Below are 18,420 nucleotides of genomic sequence, written 5' to 3'. Positions count from 1 at the left end.
ATTGCAACGTGGGCCACGCCATATGGTCAAATTCCCAAAAAAAACCACAGGACTCCGTTGACAGGCACTAAAACGAGCGTGACACTATCGCACGATGGTTTGGCCGGAATGCCGCGAAAGACGGCACGGCTTCAATAGACATCAACGAATGAGCAGGGAGGCTCTCGATGGTTCCGCGCAATCGCATCACCAAGGCCGCACTGGGCGCGCTTGCCCTTTGTACGGCCCTTTCGCTGTCGCCGGCCTGGGCGCAGGACTCTTCCGACCCGATCAAGCTTACCTTGCACGACTGGACCGGACAGCTCATCACCACCCACATCATGGGCGAGGTACTGAAGAAGGCCGGCAACAACATCGACTATGTGCAGGCCGACTATCTGGCGCAGTTCGCGGGCCTCGAAACCGGCGACCTCGATGTGGCGATGGAAATGTGGGAGACGACGGGCCGCGACGCCATGGATGCCGCGACCGCGACCGGCAAGGTCGAGAATTTCGGCGCGACCGGCATGAAGGCCAAGGAAGAGTGGTGGTTCCCCGAATACATGAAGGAGGTGTGCCCCGGCCTGCCCGACTGGAAAGCCCTCAAGGATCCGAAATGCGCCGAAGCCTTCTCGACCGCCGAAACCGCGCCCAAGGGCCGTTATCTCGGCGGCCCGGTGACATGGGGCGGCTTTGACGACGAGCGCGTGGAAGCACTCGACCTGCCGTTCGAGGTTATCCATGCCGGCACCGACGCGGCGCTTTTTGCCGAACTGGAAAGCGCCTACCAGCGCAAGGCGCCGATTCTTTTGTGGATCTACGCGCCGCATTGGTCGACCGCCAAATACAAGGGCGAATGGGTCGAGTTCCCCGAATACACCAAGGAATGCTACGAAGACCCGAAATGGGGCAGCAACCCCGACATGGCCTATGATTGCGGCAAGCCGCACGGCGAAATCTGGAAAGTCGGCTGGGTCGGCGTGAAGGACAAGTGGCCGGACGCCTACAAGGCCATCAAGGCCTTCACCATCGACAATGACGAAATGGGCCAGATGATCACCAAGGTCGATCTCGACGGCCAGAAGGTCGACGACGTGGTTGCCGAATGGATGGGCGCCAATGAAGCGCGCTGGTCCGGCTGGATCAAGAAGTAGCAGCCATCCAGAACCTGCGGCGCCAGGTGCCGCGGGTTCGTCCTACTTCGACCTTTGCCGACGGCCGGTTTTCCGGGCGGCCAGCTTTCCGGGCGGCCAGCTTTCCGGGCGAGCGACTTTCCGGGCGGGCGGGGTCCGGCGGTTTGCATGCAAACGACCCCATATGTGATTAATCCATGGCTGAACCACAACCAAAACTCGTCTGCCGCAATGTCTGGAAAGTGTTCGGCTCGGGAGCGCGGGAGTTCCTCGACAAGGCCGGGGCGGCGGTAAGCACCGAAGAGCTTTCCCGAAACGGATTGGTCGGCGCGGTTCGCGCCGTGGATTTGGAAGTTCACACGGGCGAGATTTTCGTCATCATGGGGCTTTCCGGCTCCGGAAAGTCGACGCTGGTGCGCTGCCTGTCGCGGCTGGTCGAGCCGACCAGCGGCGAAATCCTGTTCAACGGCGAAAACCTGCTCGAAGCCAACGACGCGCGCATGATCGAACTGCGCCGACATCGGATGGGCATGGTGTTCCAGCACTTCGCGCTGTTGCCGCATCTCAGCGCGCTGGCCAATGTGGCCTTCCCGCTCGAAGTGCAGGGCATCGACAAGCCCACGCGCGAGGCAAGGGCTCGCAAGATGCTCGAACTGGTCGGGCTTTCCGACAAGGCGAATTTTTTCCCGCGCGAATTGTCCGGAGGCCAGCAGCAGCGCGTCGGCATCGCGCGGTCGCTCGCCGGCGAGCCCGAACTGTGGTTCCTGGACGAGCCGTTTTCGGCGCTCGATCCGCTGATCCGGCGCGAGATGCAGGACGAGTTCATGCGCCTGCAATCGGTTCTCCAGAAGACGATCGTCTTCATCACGCATGATTTCGACGAGGCGATCCGCCTGGCCGACCGGATCGCCATCATGAAGGACGGCGAGATCGTCCAGGCGGGAACGCCCGAAGACATCGTGCTTAATCCGGCGACCGCCTATGTGACCGAATTTACTCGCAACGTCTCGAAGGCGAAGGTGATGCGGGTGGCGTCGGTCATGCGGCCGGTGGATGGCGGCGCGTCGCCCGTCGAGGGCGGCGTTGCCGTGATGGCGCGCACAACGGTTGCGGGTTCGGCGGCCCTGTTCGCGGACGGTATCGAGAGGCTGCGCGTCGTCGATGAGCACGGCGAGACGGTCGGCACGCTTGAGCGCGCCGACGTGGTCGAACTGATGATGCGGGGCTGACATGAGCAGCCCCGCGCAACCGGTCGAGACGCAAGCCCCGGCGCGGCGCACCGAGCGCCGGAGGGCGGGCGGCAGCGGCGGCGCAGCGCTCTGGCTCGCGGCGATCGGTGCGTTCATCCTGTTGTGGCAGTTCGGCGCGCATGCCAAATGGGCTTTCGACTATCCGAAAGCATGGCAGATTCCAGCCCAGCGCTGGATCGGAAGCGCCATGAAATGGCTGGTCGACAGCGCCAATTTCGGGCTGTTCAGCTTCACCGACATGACGCGGTTCATCGCCTGGCTCATCAGCCAGCCATACGAACTGGCGCTGTCGCTGCTGTCGACCGGCTTCCTGTCCGGGCAGGGTTCGAGCGCGGTGGAAATCCTGCCGCCGCTGTCGTGGATAGCGGTGGTCGTCATCGTGGCCCTGATGGGCTACCACGCCGGCGGCCGCAAGCTTGCCGTCATCGTTACCGTCTGCTTCGGCTTCCTCGCCGTCTTCGGCCAGTGGAGCAGTTCCATGGTGACGCTGGCTTCCATTCTCGTCGCCGCCCCACTCGGCGTCGCCGGCGGCGTGCTGCTTGGCATCGCGGCCTACCGGTCGCGGCGTTTCGAGCAGATGCTGACGCCGGTGCTCGACCTGATGCAGACCATTCCGGTGTTCGCCTATCTGGTGCCAATCCTGTTCCTGTTCGGGTTCGGGCCGACGGCGGCGGTGGTGGCGACGCTGATCTACGCCATGCCGCCCATGACGCGCATCACCGCGCTGGCGCTGCGCTCGGTGCCGTCGGAAGTGCTCGATCTCGGCAAGATGATCGGCTGCACGCGCCGCCAGATGACCTGGCGGGTGCTTGTGCCATCGGCCCGCGACAGCCTGATGGTGGGCGTCAACCAGGTCATCATGTTGTCGCTCAACATGGTCATCATCGCCTCGATGATCGGGGCCGGTGGCCTCGGCTTCGACGTGCTGGCGGCGCTGCGCCGTCTCGACATCGGCGCCGGACTGGAATCGGGCATCGCCATCGTGGCGCTCGCGGTAGCCCTCGACCGGCTTTCCCAGGCTTATGCGATCAAGGCGGGCTCCGCGACCACGGCGCGCCATGCCGGCGGTTTTGCGCGGCGGCATCCCTATACGCTGGCAGCGCTTGCGGTCGTGCTGGTCACCGGTGTCGCGGGGCTCGCCCTGCCCGCTCTGCAGCGCTACCCGGAGGCGCTGCAGGTCTCGACCGGCGGGTTCTTTTCCGATGTCGTCAAGTGGATCAACGTCAATTTCTTCGACGTGCTCGAAGGCACCAAGGACGCGATCCTGCTCAATGTGCTGATCCCGTTCAAGCGGCTTTTGGGTGGCTTTCCATGGCTGGGCGTCACCGCCCTTCTGGCGTTTGCCGGATGGCGGCTGGGCGGCATGAGGCTCGCCGCCACCGTCGCCGCTCTCGCCTTCCTGATTGCCGCCACTGGGCAATGGGAAAAGGCCACCATCACCGTTTATCTGTGCGGCATTTCGGTCGTCATCGCCTCGCTGATCGGCATCCCGATCGGCATCATCGCGTCGGAGCGCGAAAAACTGTGGCGCTGGGTGCAGGTGGTGATCGACACGCTGCAGACGCTGCCTTCCTTCGTCTATCTGATGCCGGTGGTGATGCTGTTTCGCGTCGGCGACTTCACCGCGCTCATCGCCATCGTCGCCTATGCGGTGGCGCCGGCGATCCGCTATACCGCGCTCGGCCTGCAAAAGGTCGACCCGAAGCTGATCGAGGCCGGCCGGGCCATGGGCTGCACGCGCTGGCAGCTTCTCACCAAGATCAAGCTGAAACTGGCGCTGCCGGAGATCATGCTGGGCCTCAACCAGACCATCATGTTCGCCTTGTCGATGCTGGTCATCACCGCCCTGGTCGGCACCCGCGATCTTGGCCAGGAGGTCTATATCGCGCTGACCAAGGCGGACACCGGGCGCGGGCTGGTGGCGGGCCTCGCGGTTGCCTTCATCGCCATCATCGCCGACCGATTGATCGCGGCAGGCGCGCAGCGTGCAAAGACGCGGCTGGATATAGCATGATGGCCCAGGTCACCGGCGAGGCCCTTGTTGCCGCCCTGCCCTGCTGGAACGGCAGCATCGAAATCGAACCGCTGGGCGGCGGCCTCAGCAACGCAAACTTTCTGGTGCGCGACGCCGGCGGCAAGCATGTGGTGCGGCTCGGGCGCGATTATGATTTCCACCACGTCTCGCGTCAGCGCGAACTGATGAGCGCGCGCGCGGCGCACGCCTGCGGTTTTGCGCCCGCCGTGGAATATGCCGCGCATGGCGTCATGGTCAGCCGCTACATCGACGGCCGCACGTTTGCCGCGGAAGACGTGCGCGCCAATGCCGACCGCATCGCGGCGCTGGTGCGTGCGTTTCACCGCGAGATGCCGCACCAGGTCTCCGGCGCCGGCTTCATGTTCTGGGTATTTCACGTCATTCGCGATTATGCGCGCTCGCTGGCGGCGGGCGGCAGCCGCATGGTGGCTGAACTGCCGCGCTACCTCGCGCTGGCGGACGAACTGGAGGCCGCACAGACGCCGCTGCCGATCGTCTTCGGCCACAACGATCTTCTCCCCGCCAATATCCTCGACGACGGCGACCGGCTGTGGCTGATTGATTTCGAATATGCCGGCTTCAACACCGCCATGTTCGATCTGGCCGGGCTTTCCTCCAATTCGGGCATGGCCGAAGAACAGGCCGCGCTCCTGCTTGCCGTCTATTTCGGGAACGAAACGAGTGAGGAAATCCGCCGATCGCATACGGCCATGCAGTGCGCCTCGCTGCTGCGCGAAGCCATGTGGAGCATGATCTCCGAGCTTCATCTCGACGCGCCGGGCGCGGACTATTTCGCCTACACGCAGGACAATCTGGCGCGGCTCGAAGCCGCGCTGGACAGCTACAGAACGCAATATGGGATGCGCCAACCATGAGCTTGCCCACACACGCCGCCATCGTCGTCATCGGCGGCGGCATCATCGGCTGTTCCACCGCCTATCATCTGGCGCGCGACCACAAGGCCGATGTCGTGCTGCTGGAGCAGGGTAGCCTCACCTCCGGTTCGACCTGGCATGCCGCCGGGCTGGTCGGGCAGTTGCGGTCGTCCGCGTCGATCACCCGCGTGCTCAAATATTCGGTCGATCTTTACAAGGGTTTGGAGGCCGAGACCGGCCTTGCCACCGGCTGGAAAATGACCGGCTGCCTGCGTCTTGCCACCAATGAAGACCGTTGGACCGAGTTCAAACGGCTGGCGACAACGGCGAAAAGCTTTGGCATGGACATGGTGCTGCTGTCGCCGGCCGAGGTGAAGAAGATGTGGCCGCTGATGGACACCAGCGACCTCGTCGGCGCGTCGTGGTTGCCGACCGACGGCCAGGCAAGCCCGTCCGACATCACGCAATCGCTGGCCAAGGGTGCGCGCATGCATGGCGCGAAACTGTTCGAGAAAGTGCGGGTCATCGGCTTCGACATGAAGGAAGGGCGCATCGTTGCAGTACGTACCGATCAGGGCACCATCGCCTGCGAAAAGGTGGTGAACTGCGCCGGCCAGTGGGCGCGGCAAGTCGGCGCGATGGCCGGCATCGACGTGCCTCTGCAGCCGGTCAAGCATCAGTACATCATCACCGAGAAGATTGAGGGCCTGGCCACCGATGCGCCGACCATCCGCGATCCCGACCGGCGCACCTATTTCAAGGAAGAGGTCGGCGGACTGGTGATGGGCGGCTACGAGCCGAACCCTCAGGCCTGGGAAACGGGTCTGCCGGGCGGCGACGTGCCCGACGAATGGGAATTCCGCCTGTTCGACGATGACTACGATCATTTCGAACAGCATATGACGCAGGCGATCGCGCGAGTTCCCGCATTGGAAACCGTCGGCGTCAAGCAGATGATCAACGGGCCGGAAAGCTTTACCCCGGACGGTAATTTCATCCTGGGTGCCGCGCCCGAATGCGCCAACATGTTTGTCGGTGCCGGCTTCAACGCCTTCGGCATCGCGTCGGGCGGCGGTGCCGGCTGGGTGCTGGCCAAATGGGTGGTGGACGGCGAAGCGCCGCTCGATCTCTGGGTGGTCGATATCCGCCGCTTTTCGCAGATGCACCGCGACCGGACATGGGTGCGCGAGCGCACGCTGGAAGCCTATGGCAAGCATTATACGGTCGGCTTCCCGCACGAAGAATATGTCTCGGGCCGGCCGCGCATCGTCTCGCCTTTGTATGAGCGGCTGAAAAAGCATCGCGGCGTGTTCGGCTCGAAGCTGGGCTGGGAGCGGCCGAACTGGTTCGCGCCCGAAGGCATGGAGCCGCAGGACGTCTATTCGATGGGCCGGCAGAACTGGTTCGGGCCGGTCGGCGACGAGCACCTGCATGTGCGCGAGGCGGTCGGTATCTTCGACCAGTCGTCTTTCGCCAAATACGAACTGACCGGGCCGGACGCGCAAAAAGCGCTCGACTGGATCTGCGCCAACGATGTCAGCAAGCCGGTTGGCCGCCTGACCTATACGCAGTTTCTCAACACGCGCGGCGGCATCGAATCCGATCTCACCGTGGCGCGGCTGGCCGACGAGAAATTCTACATCGTCACCGGAACCGGGTTCCGCACGCATGACCAGTCGTGGATCGCCGATCACATTCCGGCCGGGCTCGATGCGCAACTGACCGACGTTACGGAAGAATTCGGCACGCTGTCGCTGATGGGACCCTACGCCCGCGACGTACTGAGGGCCGCGACCGACGCCGATGTTTCCAACGCCGCTTTCCCGTTCGGCCATGTCCGCGAAATCACCATTGCAGGGCATAGAGTGCGGGCGCTGCGCATCACCTATGTCGGCGAACTTGGCTGGGAACTGCACGTGCCGATTGCTGCCACCGGCGAAATTTTCGACGTGTTGATGGCGGCGGGTAGGCCGCACGGCATCCGCCCCATCGGCTACCGGGCACTGGAATCGCTGCGTCTGGAAAAAGGCTATCGCGCCTGGGGCTCCGATATCACCCCCAACGACACGCCGATGGAAGCGGGGCTCGGTTGGGCGGTGAAGCTACGCAAGAACACCGATTTCCTCGGCCGCCTTGCGCTTGAAAAGGTTAACGGCGCAGCCCTGACCAAGCGCTTCGCCGGCTTTACCGTCGATGACCCCGACATCGTGCTGCTGGGCCGCGAGACCATCCTGCGTAATGGCGAGACCGTCGGTTACCTGACCAGCGGCGGCTATGGCTACACCGTGGGCCAGAATATCGGCTACGGCTATGTGCGCGACGCCGATGGCGTCTCCGACGACTTTTTGGCCACCGGCGACTACGAGCTTGTCGTGGCCACGCAGCGGACGCCCGCGAAAATCCATCTCCAGCCGCTTTATGACCCGTCCGGGAGCAAGGTAAAATCATGAGCTTTCGCGCGGATCGCCACGTCCATATTCTCATTATCGGCGGCGGCGCCATCGGCACCTCGGTCGCATATCACCTGGGGCGCGACGGCGCGAAAGACGTGCTGCTGGTCGAGAAATCGCAGCTCACCCATGGCTGTACCTGGCATGCGGCGGGCCTGGTCGGCCAGTTGCGCGGCAAGCGGAACCTGACGCGGCTGATGCAGAATTCCGTCGCGGTCTTCGACCGGCTGGAAAAGGAAACCGGCCAGGCGATTTCGTGGAAGAAGGTCGGCTCGCTGCGGCTTGCCGGCAGCCGCGAACGCTGGAGCGAAATCCGCCGCTCGATGGGACAGGCGAAAAGCTTTGGCGTCGAATGCCACTCGCTTTCCGCCGAGGAAGCCGCCCAGCGCTTTCCCTTCATCGTCAAGGACGGCATCGAGGGCGCGGCTTTCATTCCCGGCGACGGCTATATCGACCCCTATTCGCTGACCATGGCCTATGCCAAGGGCGCGCGCCAGAACGGCGTGCGCATCGAGGAAGGCGTCTGCGTCGAGGAGATCGTGGTGGACAAGCGCCGCGCTGTCGGTGTCGTCACCAATGGTGGCTCCATCTCCTGCGACATCCTCGTCAACTGCGCCGGCCTGTGGGCCAAGCGCGTCGGCAACATGGCCGGCGTGCCGCTGGCGACGGGCGTGGTCGAGCACCAGTATTTCCTGACCGAAAAGACGCTGAAGCTCGACCCCGACCTGACCACCTTGCGCGACCCCGATCACAATTTCTACCTCAAGCCCGACACCGGCAGCTTTGCCATCGGCGGCTGGGAAGATGGTTCGAAAAGCTGCTGGCGCGGCCAACCGCCGCTCGATTTCGGCCGCGAACTTTTTCCGCCCAACATGGAGCGGCTGGAACTGTTCGCGCTGCCGGCGGCCGAACGCCTGCCGGTGCTCAATGAAATCGGCATCCAGACCGTCATCAACGGGCCGATCCCGGTCTCGCTGGATGGCGAGCCTATCCTGGGGCTCGCTCCCGAACTCGATAATTTCTACGTCGCCTGCGGCTTCACCGCCGGCATTGCCGGATCGGGCGGCGGCGGGCTGGCGCTTTCCAACATGATCCTGCATGGCGACGCCGGCATGGATCTGTGGCCCTTCGACGTGCGCCGCTTCGGTGCCGTGCAGGCGCAAGGGCGCTATCTGGAAGAGCGCACCATCGAGGCTTACGGCGCCTACTACAAGGTGCATCTGCCCGGCGAGGAAACACATGCCGGGCGTGGCCTGCGCCGCTCGCCGCTCTATGCCGCGCTGCTGGCCAAGGGTGCTGTGTTCGGCTCGAAATCCGGGTGGGAACGGCCAAACTGGTTTGCGCTAGAAGGCGGCACATCGGTGGAGCGCGGCAGCTTCGAGGACAGACCCGGCTGGTTCGAGGCCGTCGGCGAGGAAGTCCGCGCCATCCGCGAGCGCGCTGTGCTCATCGACCAGACGTCGTTTTCGAAATTCGAGATTTCCGGCCTCGGCGCTTTCGACGCGCTGCAGGCGATCACCGCCAACGATCTGTCGGGCCCGCCCGGCAAGGCTGTCTACACGCAATTGTGCAACGAGAAGGGCGGCATCGAGGCGGACGTCACCATCGTCCATGTCGGGCAGGACCGCTTCCTGCTCGTCACCGGCTCGGGCTTCGGCATCCACGACAGCCACTGGATTTCCCTGCACCTGCCCGCCGGCATCGCCATGCGCGACGTCACCAACCAGTATGCGACGCTGAACCTGTGCGGGCCGCTTTCTCGCACTATTTTGCAATCGGTCAGCGATGACGACATTTCTAACGCGGCCTTCCCGTTCCTGGCGGCAAGAACCATCGAAATCGGCAACGCGACGGCGCTGGCCGTGCGCGTCGGCTATGTCGGCGAACTTGGCTTTGAACTCTACATCCCGCAGGAATTCGCCGGCCATGTTTACGAAAAGCTGCGTGAAGCGGGCGCACCGCATGGCATCGCGGATGCCGGCTACCGCGCCGTCGACGCCTGCCGCATGGAGAAGGGTTATCTGTATTGGTCGGGCGACATTTCGCCGGACTACAACCCCTACGAGGCCGGCCTCGGCTTCGCCGTGGCGCTCGGCAAGGGGGATTTTCTCGGCCGTGCCGCACTTGCCAAGATCAATGCTGACGGCGTGAAGCGCAAGCTGTGCTCCTTCACCGTCGACGGGTTTGCGCCATTCCATGGCGGCGAGGCGATCTTGCATGAGGGCAAGCTGGTCGGGTCGACCACCTCGACCGGCTATAGCTATACGCTCGGCAAGACGATTGCCTTCGGCTATCTGCCGGTGGAGTTTGCCGGCGAACAGGACTTCGAGATCGAAGCCTTCGGCAAAGCCTATGACGCGACCCGCGGCCCGCGCACGCTGTACGACGCGAAGATGGAAAGGCTGAAGGCATGAGCGACGCCGATCCCGTTTCCCCCGATCCTATTTCGCTTGCCCGCGATGCGCTGAAAACCATTCCCGCGCTCAAGGATTATCACGGAGGCATCGAGCGGCTTGGCGGGCTCACCAACCTGGTCTTTGCCGTGGGCGACTTTTGCCTGCGCATTCCGGGCAAGGGTACGGAGGAATATATTGACCGCGCCAACGAAGCGGTTGCGGCGCGTGAAGCAGCAACCGCCGGCGTCAGCCCCGAGGTTCTGCATTTCGACGACCAGAGCGGCGTCATGCTGACGCGCTTCATAAACGGCGCCGAGACCATGTCGCCCGAAAATTTCCGGAGCCGGGCCGGCAGCCCGGCCCGCGCCGGAAAAGCGTTTCGCCAGCTGCATGACAGCGGCGCGAAATTTCCCTTCCGCTTCGAACTGTTCGCGATGCTCGACGACTATCTGAAAATCCTGTCGACCAAGGACGTTGCCTTGCCGGCCGGCTATCACGAGGTGGTGCACGAAGCGGAGGTCGTGCGGGCGGCGCTCGCGGCGCATCCTCTGCCGCTGACCGCCTGCCATTGCGACCCGCTCTGCGAGAACTTTCTCGATACGGGCGAACGCATGTGGATCGTCGACTGGGAATATGCCGGCATGAACGATCCGATGTGGGATCTGGGCGATCTCAGCGTCGAGGGGAAGTTCGACGCCGCGCAGGACGAGGAGATGATCCGCGCCTATTTCGGCGGCGAACCGACACTGGGCGAGCGCGGCCGTATCGTCATCTACAAGGCGATGTGCGATCTGCTGTGGACCCTGTGGGGGCTGATCCAACTGGCCAACAACAACCCGGTGGACGATTTTCGCGCCTATGCCGACGGCCGTTTCGCGCGCTGCAAGGCGCTGATGGAAACCGCCGATTTCGAGCGGCATGTAGCGGCGGTGGCAACGGCTAAGATTAGCAACTAGAAGCGCAGCGACCGCAATCCCACCGTGCGATCGATGACGAGGATCGCGGCGAAGGTCAGGAAGATGCTCAAGGAGGCGATGGCGGCTGCGGTCGGGTCGAAATTGAAGCGCAGATAATCGAACAGTTCCAGCGGCAGCGTGTTATTCCCGAGCGATTTCAGCAGCAGCGAGATGTTGAATATATCGAAGGAAATGACGAAGGCGAACAGGCAGCCGGTAATGATACCCGGCTTGATGGCCGGCAGCGTTACCCGCCGGAACCGCATCCAACTGCCGGCGCCGAGGCTGCGGGCGGCCTCTTCTTGCGAACTGTCGAAATTGAAAAGGGCCGACGACACGTTGAGGAACACATAGGGAAAGGTCACGACGATGTGGCCGACCTGAATGCCGATCGAGTAGTCCGTGCCGATCCCGGTTTCGTAGAAATAGAACAGGAGCGCGATTGCCGTCAGGATTTCGGGAACCAGCAGGGGGCTGGTCATGACGAGCCGTATGCGGTCGCGGTACCCACCCGCGTAGCGCGCCACGTAAATGGCGGCAAGCGTGCCGATGACGCCGTTGACGATCATGGCGACCGCCGCCAGCACCACCGAATAGAGCGTTGCGTCGAGGAACCGCTTGTTGGAAAACAGCGCCTCGAACCAGCGCAGCGAAAACCCTTCCAGCGGGAAGGCAAGGAACTCGCCGGAATTGAACGAGAGCAGAACGACCAGCACGATCGGGAACATCAAGAAGATATAGATCGCGGCAACGAGCCCGAGGAACAACCAGTCCCAGACGGTCTTTTCCACCCCGCCGGCGCTTCTCATGGCAGCCTCCGCATGGCGCGCGCCGTCAGCCGGAGATACAGGCCAACGATGATGACCGCGACGCTGGCGAGAATGATGGCGAGCGCCGCCCCCGCCGGCCAGCGGAAATTATCGACAAGATACTGGACCACCAACACCGACATGGTGCGCCCGCCGCTGCCGCCCAGCATCGCGGGCGTGACATAGGCGCTGATCGACAGGACGAAGACGAGGATGGTGCCTGCCTGGATGCCAGGCAGGCTGAGCGGCAGCGTCACCTTCCAGAAGGTGCGCATGCGCGATGCGCCGAGCGAGCGTGACGCCATCGCCAGATCGGGGCTGATCGCCTGCAGATTGCCGAGCAGCGGCAAGATGATGAAGGGCAAGAACACATGCGTCAGCGCGATCGTCACGCCGAGCGAATTGTTCATGAGCTTGAGCGGGAAGTCGATGAGGCCAACCGCCATCAACGCCTTGTTGGCGACGCCGTTGTTGGACAGGATGATCATCCAGGCGAAGGTGCGCACGACAAGCCCGACCAGCAGCGGCGACAACACGAAAATATAGAGCAGGCTGGACCAGCGCGAGCGTGTATTGGCCAGATGATAGGCGACGGGATAGCCGAGCAGCAGCGAAAGCACGGTCACGATCGCGCCGATCGCCACCGTCCGGCCCATGATGCGCCAGATAAAGGGATCGCCAAGCGCGCCGGTATAGTGAGCAAGCGTGAAACCGTCGCCATAGACGGCCCTGGTCGAGGCTTCGCGCAAGCTCATGGTGATGATGCTCAGATAGGGAAGCGCGAAGAACACGACGAGGAGCACAAGGGCCGGTGCGATCATCCATATTGCGCCTCGGCCGGGCGAGGTCTGGATGCGGGGCGCGGCGGCGGCGCTGCTCATGCCGGGAGCAGCCAGGCGTCGGAGGCGGCGAAACGCAGCATGACCTTTTCACCGGCTTCGAACGGGGTGCGTCCGCTGACGTCGACGATCATCGCTTCGCCGTCGGCGAGGATGACGCTGAGCTGGTTGGCGTTTCCCTGGTAGATCGATTTTACAACGGTTGCGTCGAGCATGTTGACATTGGCCAGCGTATTGGGGGCCGGCACTTCGCGCGCGCCGGCTTCCACCCTGCCGATCGCAATGTTTTCCGGCCGGATCATGATGCGCACACCCGAACCGACGGCGAGGTGCGACGGGCCGGCGGCCCCGATCACGCCGCACTGCGCCTCGACCTTGTAGCCGCCTGCGCCCGACGCCTCGACAATCTTGCCGCCGATCGTGTTCGAGCGGCCGATGAAGCCGGCCACCGAATGCGACACCGGCCGCTCGTAGATGTCGCGCGGTGCGCCCAGCTGGGAAATCTCGCCCTCTTTCATCACCACGATCTTGTCGGACATGACCATGGCCTCGGCCTGGTCGTGCGTGACGTAGATCGCCGTGATGCCGACGCGCTTCTGCAGATCGCGGATGAAGAAGCGCATCTCGTCGCGCAGGGTCGCGTCCAGATTGGCCAGAGGTTCGTCAAGCAGCAGGACGGAAGGCTCGATAACCAGGGCGCGGGCCAGCGCCACCCGTTGTTGCTGGCCGCCGGAAAGTTCGCGCGGAAAACGCTTGTCGTAGCCTTCCAGCCGCACCAGGGCGAGCACTTCGGCGATGCGCCGCCGCCGCTCCGGTTCGGCAACCTTGCGCACTTCCAGGCCGAAGCTCAGATTCTCGGCCACCGTCATATGCGGAAACAGCGCGTAGGACTGGAACACCATGCCGATGTCGCGCCGTTCAGGCAGGGTATGCGTCATGTCCCGCTCGCCAAACAGGATACGGCCGCTGTCGGGGCGCTCAAAACCGGCGATGCAGCGCAGCGTCGTGGTCTTGCCGCAGCCGCTAGGTCCGAGCAGGGAGACGAACTCCCCCTGCTCGATGGGGATCGAGATATCCTTGAGGATGTGCAGGGCACCATACCGCTTATTGATACGATCGATGGTCAGTGCCGTCATCCGATATCCTCACGAAAAACCAATCGGGATGAACCGCCCCGCTTGCGGCAGAACTCCGGCCCTCAGGCCATCTCCCGGTTCCAGCGGTCGGCTATGTCGGCTGCCTTGTCGACATAGCTGTCCCAGTCGTAGCTCCTGATTTCAGCCATGCGCGCGCCGACGATGGGCGTCCGCTTCTCCATCTCGGCATCGACGAGGGAACTCTTGTTGGACGGCGAGGTGTAGAAGGCCTTTGCCATGTCGTGCTGAACCTGCGCGTCGAGCACGTAGTTCAGATAGGCATGGGCGGCATCCTTTTCCGCGCCGGTCTTGACGAGGTTGAACGACTGTTCGAAGGAAAGCAGCCCCTCTTTCGGAGCGACGATGGCGATGGGCGCGCCCTTGTCCTGCAGCGTCATCGCCTCGGTCCAGTCGACCGGCGCGACGATGACATCGCCGCGGATCAGCGACGTCGACAACTCGCCGCTCCACGAAGCTTGGACGAAGGGCAGAAGCTCCTTGATCTTGGCGAAGGCCGTATCGAAATCGTCCGGCCCTTTGCCAAACAGTTCGCCGACCAGGCGCAGGAACACGACAGCGCCGGTATTGCCGATCTGGTAGAGGCCGGTCTTGCCCTTGAATTCGGGATTTTCCCACAAATCATGCCAGGATGCCGGCGGCGTCTTGACCATGTCGGTGCGGTAGGCAAGGCCAATCGGCGAAACGATGGCGCGGATGCCGTTGGCGTTCTTGTTGACGAACTGCGGAAAGGTGTCCTTGGCGTTCGGTAGCTTGGCAAGGTCGAAAGGCTCGAAGAAGCCCTCGGCGCGGAGCATCGCGGCGATATTCTCGTTGCCCATGAAGATGCTGTAAGGCGATTGGCCGCCACCGGCCCTGATCTTCGCGATGAAGTCCTTGCCCAGGCCAACGTCGAGCTGCGGGGTGATCCCGGTCGCCGAGCTGAAGCCCGGCATGAGCTTGTCTTCCCAGAACTTCGCCCACAACCCGCCATAGGTTGGAACGACCAGTGTCGACTGCGCCGACGCGAGCCTTGGCAGGGCCATCGAAGCAATCGCAGCCGCTGCGCCAACGGCAAATTCACGCCTAGTCAGTTTCATCGGACTGTCTCCCATTGCCTGCTTTTGAGTCCTTATGGTGGCCACGCCGCAGGATCGAATTCGCAGCCCTCTTGAATCGAAAGCTTGCATTCTTTTTTCATGTGGTCAACAATTTCGGCATTGTAATATTGAAATAGCGGTAATTACCGAAAAGGGGCGCACTGCATGGAGGACGCCAAGCCGGCGATCCAGGCGACCAAGAGCCTGGCGCATCAGATCGCAACGACACTCCAGCAGGAAATCGTGCAGGGAACGCTCAGCGTTTCGGAGCGATTGCCTTCCGAAGCGGAGATCGCGCAGCGTTTCGGTGTTTCCCAGCCGACCGTGCGCGAGTCCCTGAAGATCCTTGCCGCCAAGAAGCTGGTCCGCTCCAAGCGCGGCCCCAATGGCGGCGTTTTCGTCAACGCGCCGTCGCTTACCGCGGCGAGCCAGATGCTGCAGGAAATGACGACCTGGTTCGTCGGCCTTGGCGTGTTCGGGCTTGCCGAAATCGTCGAGGCGCGGCTGTTTCTTGGCCGTACCTGCGTGCAGCTTGCCGCCGAGCGCGCCACCAGCGAGGACATCGACTCGATCGCCGCCACGTTCACGGCCTTCGAGCGCGACGACATTTCCGACGAGGAGTTCTGCCGGCTTGACGTCGCGTTCCATCACGCCATCGCCCAGGCGACGGGCAACAACGAGCTTCGCTTCATCATGCTGGTGGTCAACGATTCGCTGATCCCGGCGACCAACATGATCTCCTTCCGTTTTCGCGAGCGCGGCCGGGTCGTTTCCCTGCATGCCGATATTCTCAAAGCATTGCGCATCCGCGATGCCGGGGCCGCGACCGCCGCTTTCGAGGAACTGATCGCGTACCAGTCGAGCGTCTATGAAAAGGCTCTCAGCGCCCGGCAGGTAGCCGCCGGCGCCGAGCGGGAAGCACGATGACATGCTGGTGGCACAGGCTCAGACCCTGATCGAAGAGCCGGCTTCGGCGGGCCGTCGTGTCTATCGCAGTTCCACCCCCCTTCCTGCCGGCCTGCCCGACATATTCGCACGCTTCGCCCACTGGGCGGCGATCCAGCCGGACGCAACCGTTCTTTCAGAACCCGACGCGGGCGAGCGGCGCTCGGTCGGCTATGGCGAAATGCTTTTGCGCGCTCGCGCGCTGAAGCAGGTGCTTGCCAACCGCTTCGGGCTGCGCAAGGGCGACGGCGTGGCGTCGCTTGCGCCGGCCGGCATCGATGCGCTGACGCTCAAACTTGCCTGCTTGTGCGGGGGCTTAGTCCACACGAGCCTGCCTCCCTTTTCCTTCGGCAGCGGCGTCAGAAACGCCGACACAAAACCCTTCCTCGACGCCGCCCGGCCCAAGCTGATCGTCGCGCCGCCCGGGCATCGCGCCATCGAGGGCATGGGCGCGCTGTCGCTTGGCGAGCTGGTGCGCCAAAGCACCGATGAACCGCCCGGCGGGGTCGACGCGCAAGCGACACCCGACGACTGGGCCGCGATCTTCTTCACCTCCGGCAGCACCGGTGCGCCGAAAGGCGTGCCGATCACGCGCGGCATGATTTCCTCCAACCAGGGCGCGGTCGCGGCCATGTGGCCGTTTCTGGCCGAGACGCCGCCGGTGCTGGTCGACTGGCTGCCCTGGCACCATGTCTTCGGCGGGCTGGACAATATCTTCAAGGTCATCTGGAATGGCGGCTGCATGCATGTCGATGCAGCACCTGGCCCGACAACCATCGACGCCAGCATCCGCACCCTGACGCGGGTTGGCCCGACGCTACACGTCGCCGTTCCGCTGGGCCTGCGGCTTTTGCTCGACCGGCTGGAAACCGACATGCCGGCAGCCCTCGCCTTCACCCGCAACCTGAAGGCGATCTTCTTTGCGGGAGCCGGCATCGATGCCGGACTGTGGCGCAGGCTTGCCGCCTTTCGCGACGGCCATGGCGATTTTCAGATACTGTCCGGCTATGGCGCCACCGAGGCGGCCTCGACCATCACGCTGTCGCCGGCGCCGCTGGAAAAGCCCGGCGAACTCGGCCAGCCGCTGCCCGGCCACCGGATCGCGCTGGTCGATGTCGAGGGGCGCAGCGAGTTGCGCGTCGCCGGCCCCAACATCGCGCCGTGTTACCTCATCGGCGACCGCCGGATAGATCTTCCGATGGACGAAGCCGGCTTTTACCGGACGGGCGACGCGGCCGTGCTGGAGAAGCGCTCGGACGGAATTGCGGTGTTTCGCTTCGACGGAAGGCTTGCCGAAGACTTCAAGTTGTCGAGCGGGGTCAAGGTGCGGACGGGTGCCTTGCGCGCCGGGCTGATGGCGCAATGCGCGCCGCTGGCCGCCGACATCGTCATCGCCGGCGAGGGCTGCGATACGCTGGTGGCGCTGGTGTTTCCCGACCCCTCGCACAAGGCCGATCCCGATCTCGCGGAAAAGCTCGCCGCGCGCATCCATGGGTGGAACCTTGCCAATCCCGGAAGCTCGACGGCGATCGTCCGCTTCTGCCTGGCAACGACGCAGGCCCAGCGCGACAAGGGTGAACTGTCGGACAAGGGACAGATCGTGCAGGCGCGCTATTTGCGCAATCATGCGGAACTGTTCGCCGCGCTGCGGGCGGGCGCGGGCCAGGCACCCTCGGGCGCCTGACCCGTTTGCCGGTCAGTCGAGTTCGCGAAACGGTTTTTCGCGGATGTCGAGAAATTCCTTCAGCGAATGGTCCTTGAGCAGCCGCATCCATTGCCGCCCTTCTTCCGAGCCATGCAGGATCGCCGTCGTTTCGCGGTTGTAGGCCCAGGAACTGGAAAGCCCGGAGGTTTCCTGCTGGTGGTTCAGCGCAGCCTTGGCAAACTTGATCGCCGCACCCGGCATACGGGCGCATTTGCGCGCCAGTTTCTCGCTCTCGGCCTTGAGCTGGTCGCGCGGCACGGCTTTGTTGACGAGGTGGATGCGCGCCGCCTCGCGCCCGTCGATCAAGTCGCCGGTGTACATCAGATGGCGGGCATGGATCATCGGCACGGTCCAGGGCAGCATCAGGGTCGGCGGCGCCGAGACGTGGCGAACCTCCGGCTCGCCCAGCATCGCATCCTCGGCCGCTATCGTCATGTCGCAGCACATCATCAATTCCAGCCCGCCCGCCAGCGCATAGCCGTTGACGGCGGCGATGATCGGGATCGGCGCTTCGCGGATGAACTGCATGCGCCGCATGTTCGCGCCGATATCCTCGCGCCAGGCCTCCGTCCCCATCTCGAAATCCTCGCCGCCGAGATCGAAGCCGGCGGTGAACGCCCGGCCCGCGCCGGTGACGATCAAGGCGCGCACGTCCGGGTCCTTGATCGCGCGGGCGATCGCCGCCTCCAGCGCATCGCCAAGCTCCTGGTTCATGGCGTTCATCTTGTCGGGACGATTGAGGGTGAGGGTGACGAATGCGTCCTCGGCGTCCTTTTCCCAAATTACGACATCGCTGCTCATGGCGCTCTCCCTGC

14 protein-coding genes are annotated in these 18,420 nt (G+C 63.7%); 9 read left to right on the top strand and 5 right to left on the bottom strand.

Features of this window, described 5'->3' with window-relative positions:
- Positions 1 to 167 precede the first annotated feature (167 nt).
- From ACX3P1_RS08490 to ACX3P1_RS08460, 7 genes are all read left to right on the top strand, one after another.
- Entirely contained in the window at positions 168 to 1,133 is a 966-nt protein-coding gene (locus ACX3P1_RS08490) for an ABC transporter substrate-binding protein (protein ID WP_459079136.1), read from the top strand.
- A gap of 176 nt (positions 1,134 to 1,309) precedes the next feature.
- The gene (locus ACX3P1_RS08485; RefSeq protein ID WP_459079135.1) at positions 1,310 to 2,341 is read left to right on the top strand and encodes a quaternary amine ABC transporter ATP-binding protein; all 1,032 of its coding nucleotides are present in this window, start codon (positions 1,310 to 1,312) and stop codon (positions 2,339 to 2,341) included.
- A 1-nt stretch (position 2,342) separates the two neighbouring features.
- Positions 2,343 to 4,376 carry an ABC transporter permease gene (locus ACX3P1_RS08480; RefSeq protein WP_459079134.1) on the top strand — a complete coding sequence of 678 codons (2,034 nt, stop codon included), beginning with the start codon at positions 2,343 to 2,345 and terminating at the stop codon, positions 4,374 to 4,376.
- Entirely contained in the window at positions 4,373 to 5,272 is a 900-nt protein-coding gene (locus ACX3P1_RS08475) for a phosphotransferase (RefSeq protein ID WP_459079133.1), read from the top strand. The genes ACX3P1_RS08480 and ACX3P1_RS08475 overlap by 4 nt, the downstream gene beginning before the upstream one ends.
- The gene (locus ACX3P1_RS08470; protein WP_459079132.1) at positions 5,269 to 7,722 is read left to right on the top strand and encodes a GcvT family protein; all 2,454 of its coding nucleotides are present in this window, start codon (positions 5,269 to 5,271) and stop codon (positions 7,720 to 7,722) included. The genes ACX3P1_RS08475 and ACX3P1_RS08470 overlap by 4 nt, the downstream gene beginning before the upstream one ends.
- Complete coding sequence (locus ACX3P1_RS08465; protein WP_459079131.1) at positions 7,719 to 10,136, top strand: GcvT family protein; 2,418 nt, start codon at positions 7,719 to 7,721, stop codon at positions 10,134 to 10,136. Before ACX3P1_RS08470 ends, ACX3P1_RS08465 begins: the two co-directional genes overlap by 4 nt.
- Positions 10,133 to 11,074: a phosphotransferase gene (locus ACX3P1_RS08460; protein ID WP_459079130.1), complete on the top strand. Its 942-nt coding sequence runs from the start codon at positions 10,133 to 10,135 to the stop codon at positions 11,072 to 11,074. The genes ACX3P1_RS08465 and ACX3P1_RS08460 overlap by 4 nt, the downstream gene beginning before the upstream one ends.
- Here ACX3P1_RS08460 and ACX3P1_RS08455 read toward each other — a convergent pair.
- The 4 genes from ACX3P1_RS08455 to ACX3P1_RS08440 all read right to left on the bottom strand — a co-directional run bounded on the left by ACX3P1_RS08455 (position 11,071) and on the right by ACX3P1_RS08440 (position 14,955).
- The gene (locus ACX3P1_RS08455; protein ID WP_459079129.1) at positions 11,071 to 11,883 is read right to left on the bottom strand and encodes an ABC transporter permease; all 813 of its coding nucleotides are present in this window, start codon (positions 11,881 to 11,883) and stop codon (positions 11,071 to 11,073) included. The genes ACX3P1_RS08460 and ACX3P1_RS08455 overlap by 4 nt on opposite strands.
- Complete coding sequence (locus ACX3P1_RS08450) at positions 11,880 to 12,764, bottom strand: ABC transporter permease (protein WP_459079128.1); 885 nt, start codon at positions 12,762 to 12,764, stop codon at positions 11,880 to 11,882. The genes ACX3P1_RS08455 and ACX3P1_RS08450 overlap by 4 nt, the downstream gene beginning before the upstream one ends.
- On the bottom strand, positions 12,761 to 13,858 hold the full coding sequence (locus ACX3P1_RS08445) for an ABC transporter ATP-binding protein (RefSeq protein WP_459079127.1): 1,098 nt from the start codon (positions 13,856 to 13,858) through the stop codon (positions 12,761 to 12,763). Before ACX3P1_RS08445 ends, ACX3P1_RS08450 begins: the two co-directional genes overlap by 4 nt.
- 62 nt (positions 13,859 to 13,920) lie before the next feature.
- Positions 13,921 to 14,955, bottom strand: coding sequence for an ABC transporter substrate-binding protein (locus ACX3P1_RS08440; protein ID WP_459079126.1), 1,035 nt, complete (start codon positions 14,953 to 14,955; stop codon positions 13,921 to 13,923).
- 165 nt (positions 14,956 to 15,120) lie between these two features.
- On the opposite strand from ACX3P1_RS08440, the gene ACX3P1_RS08435 reads away from it, so the two are divergent.
- Positions 15,121 to 15,882 carry a FadR/GntR family transcriptional regulator gene (locus ACX3P1_RS08435; RefSeq protein ID WP_459079125.1) on the top strand — a complete coding sequence of 254 codons (762 nt, stop codon included), beginning with the start codon at positions 15,121 to 15,123 and terminating at the stop codon, positions 15,880 to 15,882.
- 1 nt (position 15,883) lies between these two features.
- Positions 15,884 to 17,584, top strand: coding sequence for an AMP-binding protein (locus ACX3P1_RS08430; RefSeq protein ID WP_459079124.1), 1,701 nt, complete (start codon positions 15,884 to 15,886; stop codon positions 17,582 to 17,584).
- A gap of 12 nt (positions 17,585 to 17,596) precedes the next feature.
- On the opposite strand, the gene ACX3P1_RS08425 is transcribed toward ACX3P1_RS08430, so the two are convergent.
- Complete coding sequence (locus ACX3P1_RS08425; protein WP_459079123.1) at positions 17,597 to 18,406, bottom strand: enoyl-CoA hydratase/isomerase family protein; 810 nt, start codon at positions 18,404 to 18,406, stop codon at positions 17,597 to 17,599.
- Positions 18,407 to 18,420: the final 14 nt, after the last annotated feature.

The organism is Mesorhizobium sp. A623, from assembly GCF_054489405.1.
This window is presented reverse-complemented; position numbering and strand designations above follow the sequence as displayed.